At 40.8% G+C, this 20,436-nt stretch carries 16 protein-coding genes; 13 read left to right on the top strand and 3 right to left on the bottom strand.

Annotated features, from left to right (window positions below):
* Positions 1 to 320 precede the first annotated feature (320 nt).
* Both WAX86_RS06990 and WAX86_RS06985 read right to left on the bottom strand, forming a co-directional pair.
* Positions 321 to 1,070 carry a GIY-YIG nuclease family protein gene (locus tag WAX86_RS06990; RefSeq protein ID WP_341489333.1) on the bottom strand — a complete coding sequence of 250 codons (750 nt, stop codon included), beginning with the start codon at positions 1,068 to 1,070 and terminating at the stop codon, positions 321 to 323.
* Between the two features lie 825 nt (positions 1,071 to 1,895).
* Positions 1,896 to 2,327 (bottom strand): GNAT family N-acetyltransferase, encoded by a 432-nt coding sequence (locus WAX86_RS06985; RefSeq protein WP_341489332.1) that lies wholly within the window; start codon positions 2,325 to 2,327, stop codon positions 1,896 to 1,898.
* A gap of 496 nt (positions 2,328 to 2,823) precedes the next feature.
* Between WAX86_RS06985 and WAX86_RS06980 the strand changes: the two genes are divergently transcribed.
* The 5 genes from WAX86_RS06980 (at position 2,824) to panP (ending at position 8,079) form a co-directional block, all read left to right on the top strand.
* Positions 2,824 to 4,305: a sodium-dependent transporter gene (locus tag WAX86_RS06980; RefSeq protein WP_115426795.1), complete on the top strand. Its 1,482-nt coding sequence runs from the start codon at positions 2,824 to 2,826 to the stop codon at positions 4,303 to 4,305.
* Position 4,306: 1 nt separating this feature from the next.
* Positions 4,307 to 4,411: a MetS family NSS transporter small subunit gene (locus WAX86_RS06975; protein WP_106142551.1), complete on the top strand. Its 105-nt coding sequence runs from the start codon at positions 4,307 to 4,309 to the stop codon at positions 4,409 to 4,411.
* Positions 4,412 to 4,589: 178 nt separating this feature from the next.
* The gene (locus WAX86_RS06970; protein WP_341489331.1) at positions 4,590 to 5,102 is read left to right on the top strand and encodes a hypothetical protein; all 513 of its coding nucleotides are present in this window, start codon (positions 4,590 to 4,592) and stop codon (positions 5,100 to 5,102) included.
* A gap of 195 nt (positions 5,103 to 5,297) precedes the next feature.
* Positions 5,298 to 6,287 carry a DUF2860 domain-containing protein gene (locus WAX86_RS06965; protein ID WP_065172125.1) on the top strand — a complete coding sequence of 330 codons (990 nt, stop codon included), beginning with the start codon at positions 5,298 to 5,300 and terminating at the stop codon, positions 6,285 to 6,287.
* Positions 6,288 to 6,429: 142 nt separating this feature from the next.
* Positions 6,430 to 8,079 (top strand): pyridoxal-dependent aspartate 1-decarboxylase PanP, encoded by a 1,650-nt coding sequence (gene panP / locus WAX86_RS06960; protein ID WP_341489330.1) that lies wholly within the window; start codon positions 6,430 to 6,432, stop codon positions 8,077 to 8,079.
* A gap of 611 nt (positions 8,080 to 8,690) precedes the next feature.
* Here panP and torR read toward each other — a convergent pair.
* A complete protein-coding gene (gene torR / locus WAX86_RS06955; protein WP_005299648.1) occupies positions 8,691 to 9,404 on the bottom strand; it encodes a two-component system response regulator TorR in 714 nt (237 codons plus the stop codon).
* 201 nt (positions 9,405 to 9,605) lie between these two features.
* Between torR and torC the strand changes: the two genes are divergently transcribed.
* The 8 genes from torC (at position 9,606) to WAX86_RS06915 (ending at position 20,413) form a co-directional block, all read left to right on the top strand.
* The gene (gene torC / locus WAX86_RS06950; protein WP_036763971.1) at positions 9,606 to 10,772 is read left to right on the top strand and encodes a pentaheme c-type cytochrome TorC; all 1,167 of its coding nucleotides are present in this window, start codon (positions 9,606 to 9,608) and stop codon (positions 10,770 to 10,772) included.
* A 74-nt stretch (positions 10,773 to 10,846) separates the two neighbouring features.
* On the top strand, positions 10,847 to 13,378 hold the full coding sequence (gene torA, locus WAX86_RS06945) for a trimethylamine-N-oxide reductase TorA (protein ID WP_341489329.1): 2,532 nt from the start codon (positions 10,847 to 10,849) through the stop codon (positions 13,376 to 13,378).
* 204 nt (positions 13,379 to 13,582) lie between these two features.
* A complete protein-coding gene (torD, locus tag WAX86_RS06940) occupies positions 13,583 to 14,230 on the top strand; it encodes a molecular chaperone TorD (protein ID WP_005299653.1) in 648 nt (215 codons plus the stop codon).
* 356 nt (positions 14,231 to 14,586) lie between these two features.
* Positions 14,587 to 15,723: a hydrogenase small subunit gene (locus WAX86_RS06935; RefSeq protein WP_068946745.1), complete on the top strand. Its 1,137-nt coding sequence runs from the start codon at positions 14,587 to 14,589 to the stop codon at positions 15,721 to 15,723.
* Between the two features lie 3 nt (positions 15,724 to 15,726).
* Entirely contained in the window at positions 15,727 to 17,430 is a 1,704-nt protein-coding gene (locus tag WAX86_RS06930; protein ID WP_005299657.1) for a nickel-dependent hydrogenase large subunit, read from the top strand.
* 48 nt (positions 17,431 to 17,478) lie between these two features.
* Complete coding sequence (cybH, locus tag WAX86_RS06925) at positions 17,479 to 18,147, top strand: Ni/Fe-hydrogenase, b-type cytochrome subunit (RefSeq protein ID WP_227000386.1); 669 nt, start codon at positions 17,479 to 17,481, stop codon at positions 18,145 to 18,147.
* A 2-nt stretch (positions 18,148 to 18,149) separates the two neighbouring features.
* On the top strand, positions 18,150 to 18,695 hold the full coding sequence (locus WAX86_RS06920; protein WP_341489328.1) for a HyaD/HybD family hydrogenase maturation endopeptidase: 546 nt from the start codon (positions 18,150 to 18,152) through the stop codon (positions 18,693 to 18,695).
* Positions 18,692 to 20,413: a hypothetical protein gene (locus tag WAX86_RS06915; RefSeq protein WP_176284334.1), complete on the top strand. Its 1,722-nt coding sequence runs from the start codon at positions 18,692 to 18,694 to the stop codon at positions 20,411 to 20,413. Before WAX86_RS06920 ends, WAX86_RS06915 begins: the two co-directional genes overlap by 4 nt.
* Positions 20,414 to 20,436 lie beyond the last annotated feature (23 nt).

Genomic DNA, 20,436 nt, shown 5'->3' with positions numbered 1-20,436 from the left:
AAGTGACGCTTAAATAATAGATTTAATTAACCTAATAAAGCTAATCCAAAACCGCGTTAATACGATATGAATGAGTAAAAGGTCTAACGCATAAAGGGGCAATTTCGTGTTACATGCCCCGCCAACACACATCTGGACAAAAACGAGTTAGATACTCTGCTTTATTTTGGCTGGTAGGTATTAGGAAAGGTAGGGATAACGCCCAATTAAGGTGTAAAGCACGCAATGACCAAGCTGCTGCATGGCACTTCAAGACCAAAACCACCCCATGGCAAAAATGCCACGCGTGCTGAATCACTCTTAAATTGTTTGTTATATCTCTATCTAAGTAACTCTGACAATTCTGGAATATACTCCTGCTCAATTATCCTCTCTTTCTCTGCATAATAGTCAGGAACAATGGACCATGCCTTTTTAAAACTCCAGTTTTCTAGAGCCATCATTTGTCTAACTCCATGTAGGTAAAGCTCAAATGTTTCTATCGTAGCATCAGCTGATATTTGACGGATTGAATTATAAGCGACAAAACAGTCTTTTCTTTTATTCGTAAAAAGTTCTGTCAACTCCGTATGTTCTGATCGAGCTTTTTCCTTTCCCCTAGAAGCGCCACTTATCTTATTCCATTTATAGAAACCATGATTTAACCGTCTTTCAGTCTCTATTAATAGCCCTTCTGTTTGACTTATAGCATCCAACGGGTCATATAAAAAAGAGGCTAATGATTGCACTATTTTATCTTTATTAATAGCGATCTCAGGTTGGCTCAACTGTGATTGAACTAATATCGAATACCCCAAGTAATCGTGAGACTCAAACCATTCTCTAATTTGTCTCTTTTTGCAACTACTTTCTTTACAGGCTTTCAACCCATTGTGCTCTTTAAATCTATTGCTTAGATCTCGGGCTAACCCAATATACAGTATTTCATTGTTTTCAGGGTTCCAAAAACAATAAATACCAGCCGATGCCCACCCATTTGTATCAATGGCAGAAGCAATGTCCTCAATAGCGTCTGCGAGTTCTTGAGTTTCACTTTCCTTATAAACATCTCGAATATATGTACTTAACATTTTATCTCCTGAAGATATAACGCAAAATTAAGTAGTGAGTAACACCACCACCTGACCTAAGGCATTGTGCCGTAAACACTAAAGCTGATTCAAACCCAAAATGCCAAACGTTGCGAATCTGCTTAAATTTATTGTTATACGCCTATTTCAGTACACCCGATTGAATTGCGTCATTGAGCCTAGACTCGACTTTCGCCACAACAAATTACTACCTTTGGAAATGCGTTCGCCATTAAAGCCAAAAACTTTTTCTTTAGGTATGATTTCACTTCTGTTTTTAACAAGAAACATTTCTTATTAAAAACAGAACTAAAGCGATAAAATCACCACGTTTCATTATAACTGTTGATATATATAGTGAATAAAACTAATCCTAAATCACGTTAATACGATATGAATGAGTATTTGCTCTGAATGATAATGGGGCAAAACTAAGTTAGTTCAACCCCACCATATAGATAAATATCACGATCCATCGTTCTCACCTTCAACATGCATTAAGTAGTATTGGCATTATCAATATAACCCTATAAAAATCAATAAATTTCTCATACAAAAATACAGCCAATGCCTTGTTATTAATATCAATAAAGTTTTATATTTATCGACTTTAAGAATAATTAAAAACAGCAATATTGATATTTAGCCAAACTACCCCGCAATATATCCTACGAACAATACATTTATATCTTTAAAGAATTTAAAATAATCATTGAAGAGTATAATAATATTCGAAAAGATCTTTATTCGACTAAATACGGAAACGCCCAAAGTTATTAGCTTTGGGCGTTTCTTCTAACAAACAGGGTTACGACAAACCGAGCTTTAAAGTGTCATATGCAGAATTGGAAATGGTTTTCCCATATCATCAAGAGGTGAACGTGAAGCAACTTTGAATCCCATATATTGGTAAAAGCCAACCGCTTGTGGGTTCTGCTCGTTTACATCAACCTTAGTTGCATCTAACTGGTCTATTGCGTATTGCAGCAGCAATCTACCTATTCCTTTCCCTCTTGCCTCATTTAAGATAAACAGCATTTCAACTTTTGAATCATGAGCTCCCACGAAACCAAGAATTGAACCATTTACATCTTTAACACATTTTAACGTGACCGCAGGAAAGGCTTGCTCAATAATAATGGGTTTAAAAAACGCAATATCTTCTTCCGTTATGAAGTCATGGGTTGCTCGGACTGAATTTTCCCAAACATCAAGCAGTTCTGCGTAATACTCAGGAAGCACATTTTCGACAATCATTGTATTCTCTCTCAATTTGACTGGATGAATGCGCAGCCGCGAAACAAGATTCTACCTGACACAATCTCATAGAGTCAAAAATCAGTTTCAATAACAAAACATCAATTATTGAATTTAAATTCACAAATAAAAAATATCATTTCATACCAAATTATTACTAGATCACGTAAATTACTTAGAGTAATAAACAACATACCCTCTATATAGCCAAGATACCGAGGTACACTATTGTCATTTCCCCTCATAACAACCTAGTTAATTAAACTATTAATAATAAATCTCACAGTTATATTCGCTGTAGAACTAATATCGATAGCAATCATCTGGTTTGTCCAGAGAAAAACACCAACACAGTGTGCTACTAGAAACATAATTAATCATAAATTTAACCATTGATTTACATTTAAAGCCTAGATACGCTTAGAACATGACATGTTATTTCACTTACATAGCATGTGAATAATTATCTACAAGATGTAAACATAAGGAGATGTTTATGAGTCGAGAACAATGGGGCTCACGAGCAGGATTTATTCTCGCAGCGGTGGGATCAGCAATCGGTTTAGGCAATATTTGGCGCTTCCCATACATGGCTTATGAAAATGGTGGCGGCGCATTCTTTATCCCCTACCTTTTTGCCATGCTAACCGCAGGTATTCCATTTATGATTATGGAATTTACCTTAGGCCATAAACTGCGCAGTGCTGCACCACGAGCGTTTGCAAAATTGGGAGGTAAATATGAGTGGCTTGGCTGGTTCCAAGTATTCATTGCTGCCGTTATTGCCGTTTACTATGTTGCCGTTATTGGTTGGGCGATTTCATACCTTGGATTTTCATTCAAACAGAGCTGGGGTAACGATACTAATGCCTTCTTCTTTAGCGAATATTTAAAACTGGGAGAACACAGCCCAAGTCAATTAGGTGGATTCCAGCTGCACATCGCCATTCCAATGATGATTGCGTGGGCGATCACGTTTGCTGCTATATATAGTGGCGTTAAAGGCGGAATCGAAAGAGCCAGTAAAATTATGATGCCTCTCCTTTTTATTATGGTTCTTGGCTTAATAACCCGCGTTGTTTTCCTTCCGGGCGCATTAGACGGACTCAACTATCTGTTCCAGCCTGATTTTAGCAAAATTTTAGATGCCAAAGTCTGGTCAGCAGCTTATGGACAGATCTTCTTCACCTTGAGTGTCGGCTTTGCCATTATGATCGCCTACTCCAGCTACTTACCTTCAAAATCAGACATTAATAACAATGCTTTTATGACGGTTCTGATTAACTGTGGCTTTTCGATTACCGCAGGTGTCCTTATTTTTGCGGTACTAGGTTATATGGCACAAGAGCAAGCAAAACCACTGACAGAAGTAGTATCAGCTGGCGTAGGCTTAGCCTTTGTCACCATTCCTGCTGCAATCAACTTACTGCCTGCGCCATATATTTTAGGCCCCCTATTCTTCTTAGCTCTAGTGGTTGCTGGCCTAAGTTCTCATATTTCTATTATTGAGGCGGTCACATCAGCAGTTATCGATAAACTTAACTGGTCACGTAAAAAAGCAGCAATCGTTGTTTGCGGTACAGGTTTTATTGTTTCAATGGCGTTTGCAACCAATGGCGGTCTGCTCTTACTCGATTTGGTGGATTACTTCATCAACAATGTCGCTCTACTTTCTAGCTGTCTACTAGAGCTACTGATTGTTGGCTGGTTAGTCAAAATTGCAGATATTCGTCAATACGCCAATTCTATCTCTGATTTCACCATTGGTAAGTGGTTCGAACTCTGCATTCGTTTTATTAGCCCAATCATGCTGGCGATAATTTTAGTTACCAATCTCTATAAAACGCTTGCCGAAGGTTATGGCGGATACGATATGTCTGATCTATTGACGCTAGGCTGGGGATTGGTCGGAATGATGATTGTTGTTTCTATCATCATTAACTTAGCTTCTAAGTCACCAAATCAACAGGAGGTATAAGATGACAACCAGTGCTATTTTTATGATGTTATTTGGTTTTATTGTGACTTGGGGAGGAGCTGCATATTGTATTTCTCTCGCTATGAAGAGCAAAACTGAATCTTAACCTCGCCTCTTTTTAAACATTAGAAAGGTCAGTGTTTTCGCTGGCCTTTCTTTTTGTTCAAATCAATCTATTCTTACTGAGCTAAGCACAAATCTGTGACATAAGTCTTTAAGTTATTTAGACATTATCAGAAATACCGACTAATACTTAACACAGCAAATCACTTCAAGGAAGAAGTATGAAAAAGTCTTTTATATATGCTTGTCTCTGTATTTCGCCAGCGATGGCCTACAGCCAAAACGATCAGTGTTATAGCGACAAATACCATCAATATGTTGAAGCCTCGATGGCTTGGTATCACAACCTAGTCGACCTCTCTGTCCGTCAAAATCCTAATTTACAAGAAGTGGGTGACTGGTTTATACAATCTCGTCAGCACCATTTTGATCTTAACCAATCTGCTTTTAACTGGTATTTGGCTCACGATAAGCAAAAGCTAAACCTAAATTTACCTACAGAATCTTGGCTAACACTGACGCAGCAAGACATTAAATTACTCGCCCAGCAAGAAAATGAATTGGGGAAAGTCGCAAAGCTCTCATTTGCAGATCGCCAGGCCCCACCTCACGTGCAAAATTATCAATTACGCAGTCAATTTGCTGAACTTTTGACACATCCAGAAAAAATAGTGCCATCTCTGAATGCTTATAACGAAACAATAAGAGTAATTGAAGAGACAAAATGCTTATAAATAAAACAACACTTATCAGTTTACCTAAAAAGACTGTTTCGAAAAACGAAGTAATGCAAATAAGACATTGATATTAAATGATTTTATTTAATGTTCATTTATGCATCAATTTGATCTTCATTCATTAGAGCCTAAACTATCACGCCATCAATCAACCTAGTGAATGATAAACAATTTAGTTACAAGGTAACGTACATGAAATTACAATATATTGCGCTGACTGTGAGTACTTTAGCCTTTACGACAGCAGTACAAGCCAAAGGCAATTCGTGGGAGCCAGGATTTAGTGGTGATATTTCCGTGGTAACAGCCTACACCAGTACTAATTCTCAGTTTGATAAAGATAACTCGGTTACTCATGACTTATCAGGTTCTGGTAGTCATCAAAATCACGTTTTCATCGCCCCTTTAGGTACCGTGTCTTATACTTTTTCTCAAGCCGATAAACAAATCTTCTTTGGTACATCACGCTCAGATGTGGCTTTAGGACGTTTTCATATAGAAGCAGGTTATAAACAACGATTTGCCGATCGAACCCAACTGACTCTTAGCTATATTCCGGGTATTCTCGAACAAGATACCTGGTCAGATCCCTTTGTCACAGACCAAGACCGAAATGAAACAAACACTAATGTAAAAGCTTTCCGAATTCAGCTTGATAATATTATGGGTTCACCATTTTCTATCCAAACAGCTTATGGTAAATATTCGGTTGATAATGAACAAAGTGGTTGGTCTCAAATACAATTAACCCCATCTCAGCGTGCAGCATTACGACGTGATTCGGATCTTCTTTATATTGAGGGAGCTTATACCAAGCCGCTGACTCAAAATACGGTGTTAAGAACGGCAATCAACTACCGTGATATTGATGCTGATGGTAAAGCGATGTCGAATAATAGTTACGGCGTAACATCAACTTTGATCCAACGCTTAGATCGTTCTAGCTACGCCCTTACCTTAAGTTATAAATACACCGATTTTGATGCTGCCAATCCAATCTTTGCAAAGACTCAGGAGAATAATGAGTTTGGCGCATTTTTAGCTTACGAATATGCGCAACCTTTTGACTGGAAAGACTGGGGATTTGTATCGCTACTTGGTTATCAAAACGACAATTCTAATATTAATTTTTATGACCAAGACAATATTTTACTCAGTGTCGGTATGAACTATCAGTTCTGATTTCGCCTACACTTAACCCCTTGTTTTGTACTATCTTGGTTAATCTAACACAATAAGATTGATAGATAGTACAAGACAACAGCAAGTTTTTTTATTAGATTAACATTAATTTTCAGTTATTAATGAATATGTAACACTTGCTATGACTATAGAAGAACGTACTGCGGATGTGAATCTTGAGTCGCTTCACCGTATTTTTACGATCCCAGAAGCCCCTGATTCAACTTTAGGTAAAATCGAACAAGAAATCTCTCAAAACCTAAATGAATTTTTAGGCACTCATATCGCGGCAATAGAAAAGCCATTAGCGGAAATTGAGCAAGATTTTGCCTCTCACGATATCCCAGAGCAACCAAGCTTTGTTTCCGATCATACTCAGTTTCTTCTCAATAAATTGGTCGCTCAATCTGTTCATACTTCAGCACCTAGCTTTATTGGCCATATGACCTCTGCTCTGCCGTACTTTTTGATGCCCTTATCAAAAATTATGATTGGCCTGAACCAAAACCTAGTAAAAATAGAGACCTCAAAAGCATTTACCCCACTAGAACGCCAAGTTCTTGGTATGATTCATAACTTGATCTATCACCAAGATGAAAGTTTCTACCAACAATGGATGCACAGTGCAGACCATTCTTTAGGCGCTTTTTGTTCAGGCGGAACCATTGCTAACATTACAGCGTTGTGGGTTGCAAGAAACAGCGCTCTAAAACCCGACGGTGAATTTAAAGGTGTCGCTCAAGAAGGCTTATTTAAAGCAATGAAACATTATGGCTATGATGATCTTGCCATTTTGGTTTCTGAGCGTGGTCACTATTCATTAAAGAAAGCAGCAGATGTGCTTGGACTGGGCAGAGATAATCTGATTGCAATCAAAACCGATGAAAATAATCGAATTTGCCTTGATGCTCTAGAATCAACCATTTCAGATCTAAAACAGCGAAATATCAAACCGTTTGCCATTGTTGGTATTGCAGGAACAACTGAAACCGGCAATATTGATCCCCTTAATCAACTGGCCGATATTGCTCAACGCGAGCAGTGCCATTTTCATGTTGATGCCGCTTGGGGTGGCGCTTCACTGATGTCGAACAAATACCGCCACCTACTCTCAGGGGTTGAGCGGGCCGATTCGGTTACCATTGATGCTCATAAACAGATGTATGTCCCTATGGGTGCGGGAATGGTTATTTTCAAAAACCCAGAATTGATGGCGTCAATTGAACACCATGCCGAATATATTTTGCGTCAGGGTTCTAAAGATCTGGGATCTCATACTCTTGAAGGTTCTAGAAGCGGAATGGCGATGCTGCTGTATGCCAGCCTGAACATTATTAGCCGCCCAGGATACGAACTGCTGATCAATAATAGTATTGAAAAGGCCCAGTATTTCGCTGACATTATTAATAAGCACCCTGACTTTGAGTTAGTGTCGGAACCTGAATTGTGTTTGCTTACTTATCGCTATGTGCCAGCTAGAACTCAGCAAGCACTAGAGATTGCAACCGAAGAAGAAAAAGAAACCCTTCATAATGCGCTAAACGATCTTACGCAATTTATTCAAAAACATCAGCGTGAAACAGGTCGCTCTTTTGTATCTCGAACACGAATTACACCGAAACAGTGGCAGCGCCGTATGACAACCGTATTTCGAGTTGTGCTTGCAAACCCCCTCACAACCAATGAAATACTGCAAAATGTGTTAGAAGAGCAGATTGAATTGGCTCAAGATAGCCACATTAGCCTACCTCAAATTAAAGCATTAACCGATAAAATACTTGAAAGATTCTAAATAGATTAAACAAATATCTAAACAAAAAATAATAAAATAAATGAAAAGTCTGCTTAGTGCAGGCTTTTTTATTAGCTAAAAGTGGATAAAAAACTTCAACCAATCGCTAATTCTTATTAATAACCTCCCTATTTTATGTGAATAGAGCATGTTTAATCTATTAATGGGTGATAAAGATCACAATGATAGAAGAAATATCCTAGGAATTTAAGCCAAATAGCGCCATTAATTTGTGTGATAAATCGGCAAAAATAGTAAATTATGAAAGAAGTAACACAGGGCCTATTAATAATTAGCGTCTAAAAAAACAGCAGGTTAATTAACAGAAGATGAATTGTTACTGAGTTAGCTAAATAACGTTAGCCAAATTGTTAAATCTCACGAGAAATTTCGATAATTAATGAGCGTTTTTTGATATGAGATTTTTGACTCCATTTTTGGTACGTTTTGAGCGTTAATATCAATTAATATTTTTTGATTCAAATCAATAAAACCGCTTCTTCATGTATAAAAAAAGGCCGTTTCGGTATGAAAAACGGCCTTTTTATTACAAATTATTTCAAGCTTAAAAGTCTATTTTTTGCTTATTTTACACTCAACAGTTTACTTAATTAGTCGCCAGCAAACATGTAACCTTCACCATGAACGGTCACAAAAATTTGTGGATTTTTCGGGTCAATTTCCATCTTAGAACGCATTCGACGAATCAGTACATCGATGGTTCTATCGTTTGGAGCTTCAACACGATGACTCAACATATTTAGAATTCGTTCACGACTTAACACCACATTTGGATGTGATGAAAACGCCACAAGAAGCTCATATTCTGCCTTTGTTAATTTAACAGGAAGACCGTTATGAGTAAGAGCACGTTTGTTGATATCAAACTGCCAATCGCCAAAACGAATGATGTTATCTTCTTGCATTTCGACCATGGTTTCATCACGAGCTTTTTCGACTAAGCTCATGCGCCATAACAAGTTTTTCACTCGAACAAGCAGCTCGCGCAGCTCAAATGGCTTAGTTACATAATCGTCTGCACCCATCTCTAGGCCAACGATTCGGTCGATACTGTCGGTACGTCCTGTAACCAAAATAATGCCAACTTCAGAGCGACTACGCAGCTCACGAGTTAACATCAAACCGTCCTCTCCAGGAAGGTTAATATCCAGCATTACGAGATCGACTTTTTCAGTCGCCATAATATCTCGCATCTGTTCGCCACTATCCGCTTGGCTTACTTTGTATCCCTCGTTCTCGAAATACCCAACTAGTTTAGTACGGGTAACAATCTCATCTTCTACTACTAGTACGTGATGACTCATGCTTATCTCTTTAATCATGTTATGGCGTTCTTAAAAAACATTATCACAAATGCACGTCATTAACAATTTGTCATAAACATGCCTGAGCTATTCATTCAAGCCATTAACCTTATTCATATCGTGCCTATAAGATTAAACCATAAAAATTCAAACGTCACCGTAGCTTACGGTGGTCATCATTCTCTTATGGAATCTTCCACTATGAAAAAACTTTGGCAAATGTTAACTAAACCAAGTAGCAAGTATTCTGTGCTTGCGCTTGTGCTAGTTGGTATTGGTATTACTTTGGCGGGTATTTTCGCTGTTCATAAAGGTTTTGAGCACGCATCTCAAACAGAATTCTGTACTTCGTGTCATACCATGCAGCAAAACTACGAAGAGTATAAGCAAAGTGTACACTTCAAAAACGCATCAGGTGTTCGTGCTGAATGTGTGGACTGTCACCAGCCAAAAGATCTTCCAGGTGCTATCCAGCGTAAGCTAGGTGCGTGGAAAGATGTATACAACCACTACATTACCAAAAAGATTGATACTCCAGAGAAATTTGAAGAGCATCGTCTAGAACTTGCTCAAATGGTGTGGAACCGTATGTCTGAGCAGAAATCTAAGACATGTAAGAGCTGTCACGATTACTCTGCAATGGATCACGCGAAACAGTCTCCAGAAGCGGCTAAAGCGATGACAGAAGCGGCTGCTAAAGACATGAACTGTATCGAGTGTCACAAAGGTATTGCTCACGAATTGCCAAACATGGCTGGCGGCTTCCAGAAGAGCTTCCAAGGCCTACAAGCAGAAGCAACAGCACAAGGTGCAAAAGCTGACAAACTTTACTCTCTAGGCGAGAAAGACCTATACGCAACTGACGATGCGAAAGGCAAAGTTGAAGGTAAACTGCTTCCTGCATCTGAAGTAACTGTTCTTGAACGTAAAGGCGACATGCTGAAAGTTGAAGTAAACGGCTGGCTTGAGAAAGCAGGTAAAGGTCGCGTTATGACTGAGTACATGGGTAAGCGCGTATTTAAAGCAACTATCCGTGGCGAAGTGAAAGCAAACGAGAAAGTTATCAAAGAAGAAACTGACCCTGCGACTGATATCGTATGGCAGAACGTTGCTGTACAGGCGTGGATTACTAAAGCTGACATGATCGATAACATTCAGCCAATCTGGAACTACGCAGAAGAGATGTACGGCTCTACTTGTAACGCATGTCACGCGGCGCCAGACCCAGGCCATTTTACTGCAAATGGCTGGATCGCAAGTCTTAAAGCCATGAGTTCTTATTACCGTCTAACCAAGACTGAAGAGCGTACTCTATTGAAGTACCTACAAAACCACGGTAAAGACACTGGTGGCGCAGGCGCTCACTAATAAATCCTAAAAGGCGGGGATACCCTCCCCGCCCAAAAGAAAAAGAATTTAAAATTATTTAAGGATTCACCAATATGGCGACTCAAGTTAACAATAAAGGCATTTCTCGCCGCCGCTTCCTATCTGGTCTAGCGGTAGCAAGTGCAGCGTCTGTAGTAGGTACTAGCCTACTAGCACCACGCAAAGCAATGGCTGCAACTGACGCTAAAGCTAACTTTACTGGTGAAGTGCTTTCAGGTTCTCACTGGGGTGCTTTCCGCGCTAAAGTTGTTGATGGTGTATGGGTAGAAACAGTTCCTTTTGAGAAAGACCCTCACCCAACTTCTATGCTTGAAGGTGTTCGCGAAGTTGTTTACAACCCAGCACGTGTTAAATACCCAATGGTTCGTATCGATTGGCTAAAACACGGTTATAAGTCAGACACAACTCAACGTGGTAACAACCGCTTTGTACGTGTGCCATGGTCTCAAGCACTGGACTTCTTCCACCACGAGCTAAACCGTGTTCAAGAAACTTACGGTCCAAGTGCACTTTACGCAGGTCACACAGGTTGGCAGTCAGTAGGTAAACTACACTCTGCTGGTACTATGATGATGCGTGCTATCGGCCTACACGGTACGTTCCTAGCGAAAGCTGGTGACTACTCAACAGGTGCAGCACAGGTTATTCTTCCGTATGTTGCTGGTGCAATGGAAGTTTACGAGCAGCAGACTTCTTGGCCGCTAGTTCTTGAGCATTCAGACACTATCGTAATCTGGGGTTCTGACCCAATTAAGAACCTTCAGGTTGGTTGGTTAGTTCCAGATCACAGCGTATACGGTTACTGGCAGCAACTTGCTGAGAAAGTGAAGAACAAAGAGATTAAAGTAATTCACGTTGACCCAGTACGTAACGAAACAATGAAGTTTGTTGGCGGTGAGCAGGTTGCTGTTAACCCACAGACAGACATCCCATTGATGCTGGCTATTGCCCATACTCTGTACTCAGAAAATCTGTACAACAAAGAGTTTATTGCTGATTACACTACTGGCTTTGATAAGTTCATGCCATATGTACTTGGTAAAACTGACGGTGTTGAGAAAACGCCTGAGTGGGCAGCTAAGATCACTGGTATTCCAGCTGATGACATTCGCGCTCTTGCTCGTCAAATGGCGTCAGGCCGTACTCAGCTAATCGGTGGCTGGTGTCTACAGCGTATGCAGCATGGTGAGCAGTGGGCTTGGATGCTAGTCGTTATCGCGGCAATGCTAGGTCAAATCGGTCTACCAGGTGGTGGTTTCGGTTTCGGCTGGCACTACAACGATGCAGGTACTATCACTTCTGCTGGTCCTCTAATGTCTGGCTTTAGTGGTGTAACAGGTGTTGAGCCAATCTTTAACGGTTCATACAAGGGTTACGCAAAAGCAATTCCAGTTGCACGTTTTGTTGACTGTATTGCAAACCCAGGTAAGAAGATTCAGTGGAACGGTCACGACATCACTTACCCATACATGAAGATGGCTATCTTTAGCGGTAACAACCCATTCCACCACCACCAAGATCGTAACAAAATGATCAAGGCGTGGACTAATTTGGAAACTGTTGTTTCTGTTGAGCACCAGTGGACTGCGACTTGTCGTTTTGCAGATATCGTATTACCTGCAACAACAACCTACGAGCGTGATGATATCGAACAGTTTGGTAACCACTCAAACAAAGGTATCGTTGCTCTTCGTAAGATTGTTGAGCCAATGTTCGAATCAAAAGATGACTTTGATATCTTCCGTGATCTATGTCGTCGCTTTAACCGCGAAGAAGCGTTTACTGGCGGCAAAGAGAAGATGGAATGGGTTGAAGAGATCTATAACGGTGCTCGTCTTCAGGGCCGTGGTCTAGGCGTTCGTATGCCTAACTTTACTAAGTTCTGGGCAGGTGATGGTTTCATCGAATTCCCAGCAGGTAAAGAGTGGGTTCGTCATGAATCATTCCGTAACGAACCAGATCTTGAGCCACTAGGTACTGCATCAGGTCTAATCGAAATCTACTGTAAGACAATTGCAGATATGGGTTACGATGACTGTCAAGGTCACCCAATGTGGTTTGAAAAAGCTGAGCGTAGTCATGGCGGTCCTCTATCGGACAAGTTCCCACTACACTTACAGAGTTGTCACCCGAACCACCGTCTGCACTCACAGCTATGTTCATCAACAGACTTCCGTGCAACTTACACTGTTGCAGATCGTGAACCTGTTTACATCAGCACTAAAGATGCAGCAGCTCGTGGTATTAAGTCTGGTGACCTTGTTCGTGTATTTAACGACCGTGGTCAGGTATTAGCAGGTGCGGTAGTAACTGATGATTACTCTGCGGGCGTATGTCGTATCCACGAAGGTGCATGGTACAGCCCACTAGATGGTGGTAAAGCTGGTACTATCTGTACTTACGGCGATCCAAACGTACTAACACTGGATATCGGTACATCAAAACTGGCTCAAGCAACTTCTGCTCACACTGCATTGGTTGATATTGAGAAGTACACAGGTCCAGTACCGGCTGTAACAGGCTTTGACGGTCCTATCTATGTTACTGATATCGACCCACTATTCCCTGCAATGGATAAAGCATAATTCATTGTAAGAATAGCGATACTAAGCCTTAGAGCTTAAAAGGAAATAAAAAAGGCGATGGATGTCATGTTCATCGCCTTTATTTCACCTTGATACTCACAAAACGAAGTGGATTCAAATATACTATACCCAAGTGACTTTAGACCTAGCACCTTGAAGTTACTTGGGTATATATTTAAATCTGTTTACGAGTCTGGAGAGACCATGCAAGAATTTATTGCTTTCAACGAACAACGTGCTGAAATCTACTGGTGGATGTCTTCTCTTTTCGCTCATGAATTAACAAGCGAAAATATCCAAAATTACCAAGGCGGTGAGATGTGCAATTTCTTATCTGGCCTTGCAATGACAGCAGAACTCAAAGCACCGGTTGAAGCATTACGAGCTGCACTGACAAAACTAGAAACCCGTGAAGATGCACAACTTGAATTGGCCGCTGATTTTTGCGGTTTGTTCCTAAGCACTCCAAAATCAGGTGCCCTACCTTATGCTTCTATGTATGTGGGTAAAACGGGTCTACTAAACGACAAGCCAGCTCAAGAGATGAATGAGCTAATGAATCAATACGGCATTGCACAACGTAAAGAGTTCAATGAGCCAGCCGATCACCTTGCAGTTGAATTAGACTTTATGGGCAACTTGATCATTATGGCTAACCAGCAACCAACAGAGGAACAGCGCGAAGAGTTAATGCTTGCGCAAAAAGAATTTGTTGAAACTAAGCTGCTTAATTGGTTGCCACAATTTAGTCAAACTTGTCATCGCTTTGATCAGTTCGGTTTTTACGCAGCAGCGTCTTCTCTTCTTGTCGCTTTCTGTCAATTAGATCTGACTTTCCTTGCTGGCGAATAAAAAATACGACTGAGCAATACAAACCCATTTACTGCGTTGTAAGTGGGTTTTTTTATAGCCATTAAATATTATTTTCTTCATAAAAACCGTTCAATTTTGCTTAAAACCACAAACGATAATAACACTCAATACCAATACCCTTCGCTCAGAATACCCAACTAAATCACTAAGTTATTAATTATTTCCATGCTAAAAACATGATCAATTCATAAAAATAATTATTTTCTTCAGTATTATTGTATTACAAAAGATTTGAACGTGATCTAGATCACACTTTGGATTCCTTTTTGGAAATAGAATCGCTGCGAATATGCTTTTTAATCCCTGTTAACATTACTTTTTTACAAGGTTAATACATGGACTCTCATGCAGCCCTCTATGAATTGGGTAAGAAACGACTTGCTCAATTACGTGAAATGAAACCTCTTCGTGACGAATCATTTCAACAAAAGTTAGAATCTCATGGCATCAGTCGTCGCGACTTTATGATTTGGAGTGCGACTATTACCTCTCTACTTGCTCTTCCTATGCCATTTAACACTATGGTTGCAGAAGCAGCAGAGTTAGCTGATCGCGTCCCTCTTATTTGGCTAAGTATGGCAGAATGTACTGGTTGCTCAGAGTCATTCGTCCGTACAACAACTCCTGATATCAGCACAATTTTGTTTGAACACGTTTCCCTTGAGTACCAAGAAGTTCTTATGGCAGCCGCTGGTATGCAAGCAGAAGAAAACCTTGATAACGCAATCAAAAATTATAAAGGTAAATATCTTCTAGCTGTTGAAGGTGCTATCCCTACTGCAAATAACGGCACATTCTTAACCATTGGTAACAAAGCAGAAACGGGTGTTGACCTGATCAAACGCGTAACAAAAGATGCTGCGGCGATTATGTGTGTAGGTACCTGTTCATCCTTTGGTGGTGTTCAAGCGGCAAGCCCTAACCCAACTGGAGCAAAAGGTGTAGGTGCTGTTGTAGACTTACCTGTAATTAACGTTGCAGGCTGCCCACCAAACCCAGCGAATATTACTGGTACGTTAATGTACTACATTATGTTTGGCCGTCTTCCTGCACTAGATATCTTTAACCGTCCTAAATGGGCTTATGGTGCACGCGTACACGATAACTGTGAACGTCGTGGTCACTTTGATGCTGGTGAATTTGTATTAGAGTTTGGCGATGACAACGCCAAAAATGGATTCTGCCTATTTAAGATGGGTTGTAAGGGTCCTTATACTTTCAATAACTGCCCAACAGAACGCTTTAATGCGCACACCAGTTGGCCAGTACTTGCAGGTCATGGTTGTATTGGCTGCTCAGAACCTGATTTTTGGGACGATATGGCAGACTTTGAAAAACCATTAAGTCGTAAGCCTCTTCATGGATTAGATGCAACAGCCGATACAATTGGCGCGGTGACTTTAGGTCTAACAGCCATTGGTATTGGTGCTCACGCTGTATCAAGTATTTTTGCAAAGAAAGTCGAGGAATAATCCATGAGTAAACGTGTCGTTATCGATCCTATTACCCGTATCGAAGGCCACTTACGCATCGAGGTTGAACTCGATGAAAACAATGTGGTAGAAAAAGCGTACGCCTCTTCTACCCTGTTTCGTGGTCTAGAAATTATCATGAAAGGCCGTACACCTTATGATGTCGGTCTACTAATGCAACGTATTTGTGGTGTATGTACTTCATCTCACTATCTTTGCGGTACATTGGCGGTTGAAGATGCAATTAATGCACAAGTGCCTTTAAACGCTAAATATATTCGTAGCTTAATTTTAAGTACGCTTCAGTTACACGATCACATTGTTCATTTCTATATTTTACATGGCATGGACTGGATCGATGTGGTTTCTGCGCTAAGTGCTGATCCAGCAAAAGCGGCTCAAGAAGCAATGAAGTATTCTGCAACCCCAATGGCTGCGGGTGAAGGTGAACTTCGTGCAGTACAAGAGAAGGTACAAGGCTTAGTAAATACGGGTAATCTTGGTCCATTTGCTAATGCATACTGGGGCAACCCAACCTATAAGTTTACACCAGAGCAGAACCTAATTGGTTTATCTCACTATCTAAAAGCACTAGAAATTCAGCGTATTGCAGCTGAGTGTATGGCACTTTGGGGCGGTAAAAACCCACATCCACAATCTATTGTTGTTGGTGGTGTAACTTGTGTTCGTGACATGCTAGACCCTGCTCGTTTGCAAGAGTTTAAGCAAAAATTCCAACACGTCGCTGAGTTTGTTGAGCGCGCTTATTACGCCGATTTGGTGATGGCGGCTAAAGCGTATGCAACTTCTCCAGATGTTCTTGGTGGCTGTAACGTTCACACCTTTATGGCAGCAGAGTCCATCTTGCTTAACCCAGATGATCATCTATTTACTGATGGTGTTATTCGTAACTGCGATCTGTCTCATGCTGAAAATGTAGACCCAAGCTTAATTGAAGAAGATGTAACTCACGCTTGGTATGATGCGAAACAGCCTCAACATCCGTATGATGGCACTACAATTCCAGAGAAAACACCGTTTGTTCAGCGTGAAACACTGATGGGTAATATTCCAACCATTAATGAAGCGGGCAAATACTCTTGGGTTAAATCCCCTCGTTACAACGGTGAACCTGTTGAGGTTGGTCCTCTTGCGACCATCGCGGTGAACTATGCTCGTGGTAACAAGCCTGTTGTGGATGTTGTTGATGAGTTCTTAACGAAAACTGGTCTACCTGCTCAAGCACTATTCACTACTTTAGGTCGTACTGCGGCTCGTATGCTTCATACCACCGTTATTGCTCGTCACGGTCTAGAAACTTTTGAGTCTATGGTTGCAAACCTAAATTCAGATCAAACAACCTACATCAAACCAACGATTGACCCAGATAAAGAATACAAAGGCGTGGGCATTTTAGAAGCGCCACGTGGTCTACTAAGCCATTGGATTCGTATCAAGGGCGGTCTGGTTGAGAACTATCAAGCGGTTGTCCCAACGACTTGGAACGCTGGCCCTATTGATGGTAACGGACGTATTGGTCCATACGAAGCTTCTCTTGTTGGTCTAAAACTGGCAGAGCCAACTAAGCCACTTGAAATCCTTCGTATTATTCACTCTTTCGACCCATGTATGGCTTGTTCTGTACACGTGATGGACTACAAAGGTCAATCTTTGAGTGAATTCCGTATTGCAGCTCAACCTGTATAAGATAGGTGCGTTATGGCAAATGATACTGTGTTGTATAAACGATCCTACATGTTTTCGTTTCTCATCCGGGTATGTCACTGGTTACGAGCTTTATCGATTGTAGGACTGGTTATTACTGGTTTCTACATCGCTTGGCCATTTCTAGTGAGACCGGAGAGTACTAACGTATTACAGCAAGGTTGGATTCGTTTTGCTCATGAAATTTTTGGCTTTTTATTGCTCGCGATTACGGCCGTTCGTTTTTATCTCTTTTTCTTTAGTCAAAAGAGTAAAGCGGAACGAATGTCGTTTAAAGACGCTTTCAGTATAAAAAGCTGGATTCAACAATTTAAGGCCTACTTCTTTGTTGGTTTACCGCCACACAGAGGGGCTTATGGTCCGCTTCAACTTGTTGCCTACGCGGGTATTTCTGTTGTTGCCGTCTTCATGTGTATTACCGGCTTAACGCTATACGCTAACGTTTATCACCAAGGTATCGGTGGTATGTTATGGCCTATGGCGGAATGGGTTACTTACATCATGGGTGGTCTTGCTGAAGTACGTCAATGGCACCATATTATGACTTGGGCGTTTATTATTTTCGTTTTAGGTCACGTTTATATGGTGATTTGGACAGGTATTCGTTTCCGTACCGGTTCTGCCGATGCCATTATGTCAGGTTATGCTTACCATCCGGTTCATGTTAAGCCTGAAGATGTAGAAGAAGAAAAACACTAACTATGAAGATATTGCTACTTGGTATTGGCAATGTCTTGTACGCCGACGAAGGTGTCGGCGTACATTTCGTCAACTACCTATCAGAAAACTATCAATTCCACCATCCCGAGCATCAAATTGATCTGGTTGATGGTGGCACTCTCGCTCACAGCCTCATACCTACCCTCACTCAATACGATCATCTTGTTGTTGTCGATACCGTCAATGCTGCCGATGTTGAACCAGGGGAAGTGTATTTCTTTGATTTTGATAAAGCTCCTGCCGAAATTGATTGGCAAGGTAGTGCTCATGAAGTTGAAATGCTGCAAACGCTGATCATGATGGAAATGGTTGGAGATCGTCCGAAAACCTATGTACTCGGCATCACACCAACGGTTTTAGAACCCATGCATTTAGGCCTAACGCCTCGTATTCATGCCGCGATTCCAACCATGGAAAAAGCAATAATTCAGCATCTACAAAGCTTAGGTATCGATTGTCAGCAAATCAATAATATTGAAATCAATGATCTAATTCCAACCGCCTATAAACGTGGAGTTGAGCTATGAAGCTGATTCAATTTGAATTCATCTGTTCTCGACCAGTGCCTTTCTATGCTGCGCTTTGTAACCACTTTCTGGCTACTGAGCACTTAGAAATCAGCATCAGTGGTAAAAACAATCGGTATCTCATTGAAGCCGTGGGTAAGCAAGCCGAGATAGAACAACTGGCTGAACGTATATCCCAATCCTTTATGGTTTCGGTGTGGCTGCTTGAAAGTCACATTAGAGAAGTACCTCACCGCGAAGGTACGAATCTGCCTCTAAAGAACATTCATCACCAATTACCGTTTTGTCTACATTGCCAACCTCGTTTTGGCGATAATCAATCTGCCGAGTTTGGTGATTGGCAATTAGCTTGTCCTATCTGTCATGGTGAAGATCAGCTAGAACAAGGCCTTGCTATTGAACTTGAACTGGTATGCCAAGATCTGCTTGAAAAGCGTAGTAGCACATTCAGTTATCAAAACCATACCTTGACGCTAAGCTTGGATGAACTTCCACCAGCATTAACGGCAAACCCTACACGCTCTCAGGTTCTCATTTGTAATCCTAATACCCTACCTCAGCATTTTATTGTGCCAGAACAACACGTATTAGCACTATCAAGCTTAGAGAAACCAAGAGTCACTGTAAGACCTAATCCAAACCAAACAACGTTGACTCGTGCGCTTTATGATATTGTCTTTGGTTATGATCGTATCTTAGCCATTGTTACCGAACGTTTGCGTCAATTAGGTGTTGGCTATGTCCATTACCACGCAGAGTGCTATCAGCCGTTAGTGACTTGGTTAAACGAGGGATGGTCTGAAGTTCAAGCTAACCCTAACGCATTTTCTATTACTCCGGTTCGTGCTGTTGAACCGCTGCATGAAGATGGTTGCTTCTCTCATATCAATGCGTTTTGGCATAAAGGTCGAATTCATTTTAACCACCAGCCGGTAGAGAATACGGTTAGCCATGAGCATATTGCTACCTGCGCCTTACTTGCTGGCGGTATAGATCATAGTGATAGCCGAAATAGCGCCGTAATTTACTTTGGTGAGGCGGGATTTGACGAGATAGTCACAGAAGATAAATTTACTCGAACTGAGACTTTCCTTCGTCAACAACCGATGTCGACTTTTGGTTATGATCTGATTGCTCAATTAGAACAAGCGGATCAAAAGACTATTTTGGATAAATTTAAACAACAATATCCAGAACAATACCAAGCACTGCATCAGCTTAATTTGGCAGGTTTTGAGCAAAAACTGTCAGGCATCTTCGCTATTGCAGCAACCGTTTTGGGTCTCGATGGTCAAAATATTTCCGAACTCAATGACCGTTTGCAAGCGCAAGCCATGAGTTATCCTAACTATCGCGGTGAACAAATCGACTTTGATATCGATCCAGATGCCGAAGGTCGCTCTATTGATTGGAAAAAAATGGTCGGTAGCCTAATGAGTTATCGTCTGATCACAGAAGAGCATGATATTCCCCAATTAGCTTTCGGTATCTATGATTCATTGGCGGATAAGTTATCTAACTGGATTGAGCATCTTGATCAACAAGTTGGCGTAAAATCGGTCGTTCTTGCAGGTAAAGGGTTTACGAACGAAGTCTTTGCATGGCGCACAGCACTACGTATCGGTAAAAACTACCCTATCAATATTAACCGCAAGTTAGATCTTGAAGGTGCCAATATTAGTGCTGGTAGCCTTTATCTAAAAGTTCGTCGTAAATAATAGATAAAACCGACCGAACATAA

It is taken from the genome of Photobacterium damselae subsp. damselae, assembly GCF_038086725.1.
GTDB lineage: Bacteria > Pseudomonadota > Gammaproteobacteria > Enterobacterales > Vibrionaceae > Photobacterium > Photobacterium damselae.
This window is presented reverse-complemented; position numbering and strand designations above follow the sequence as displayed.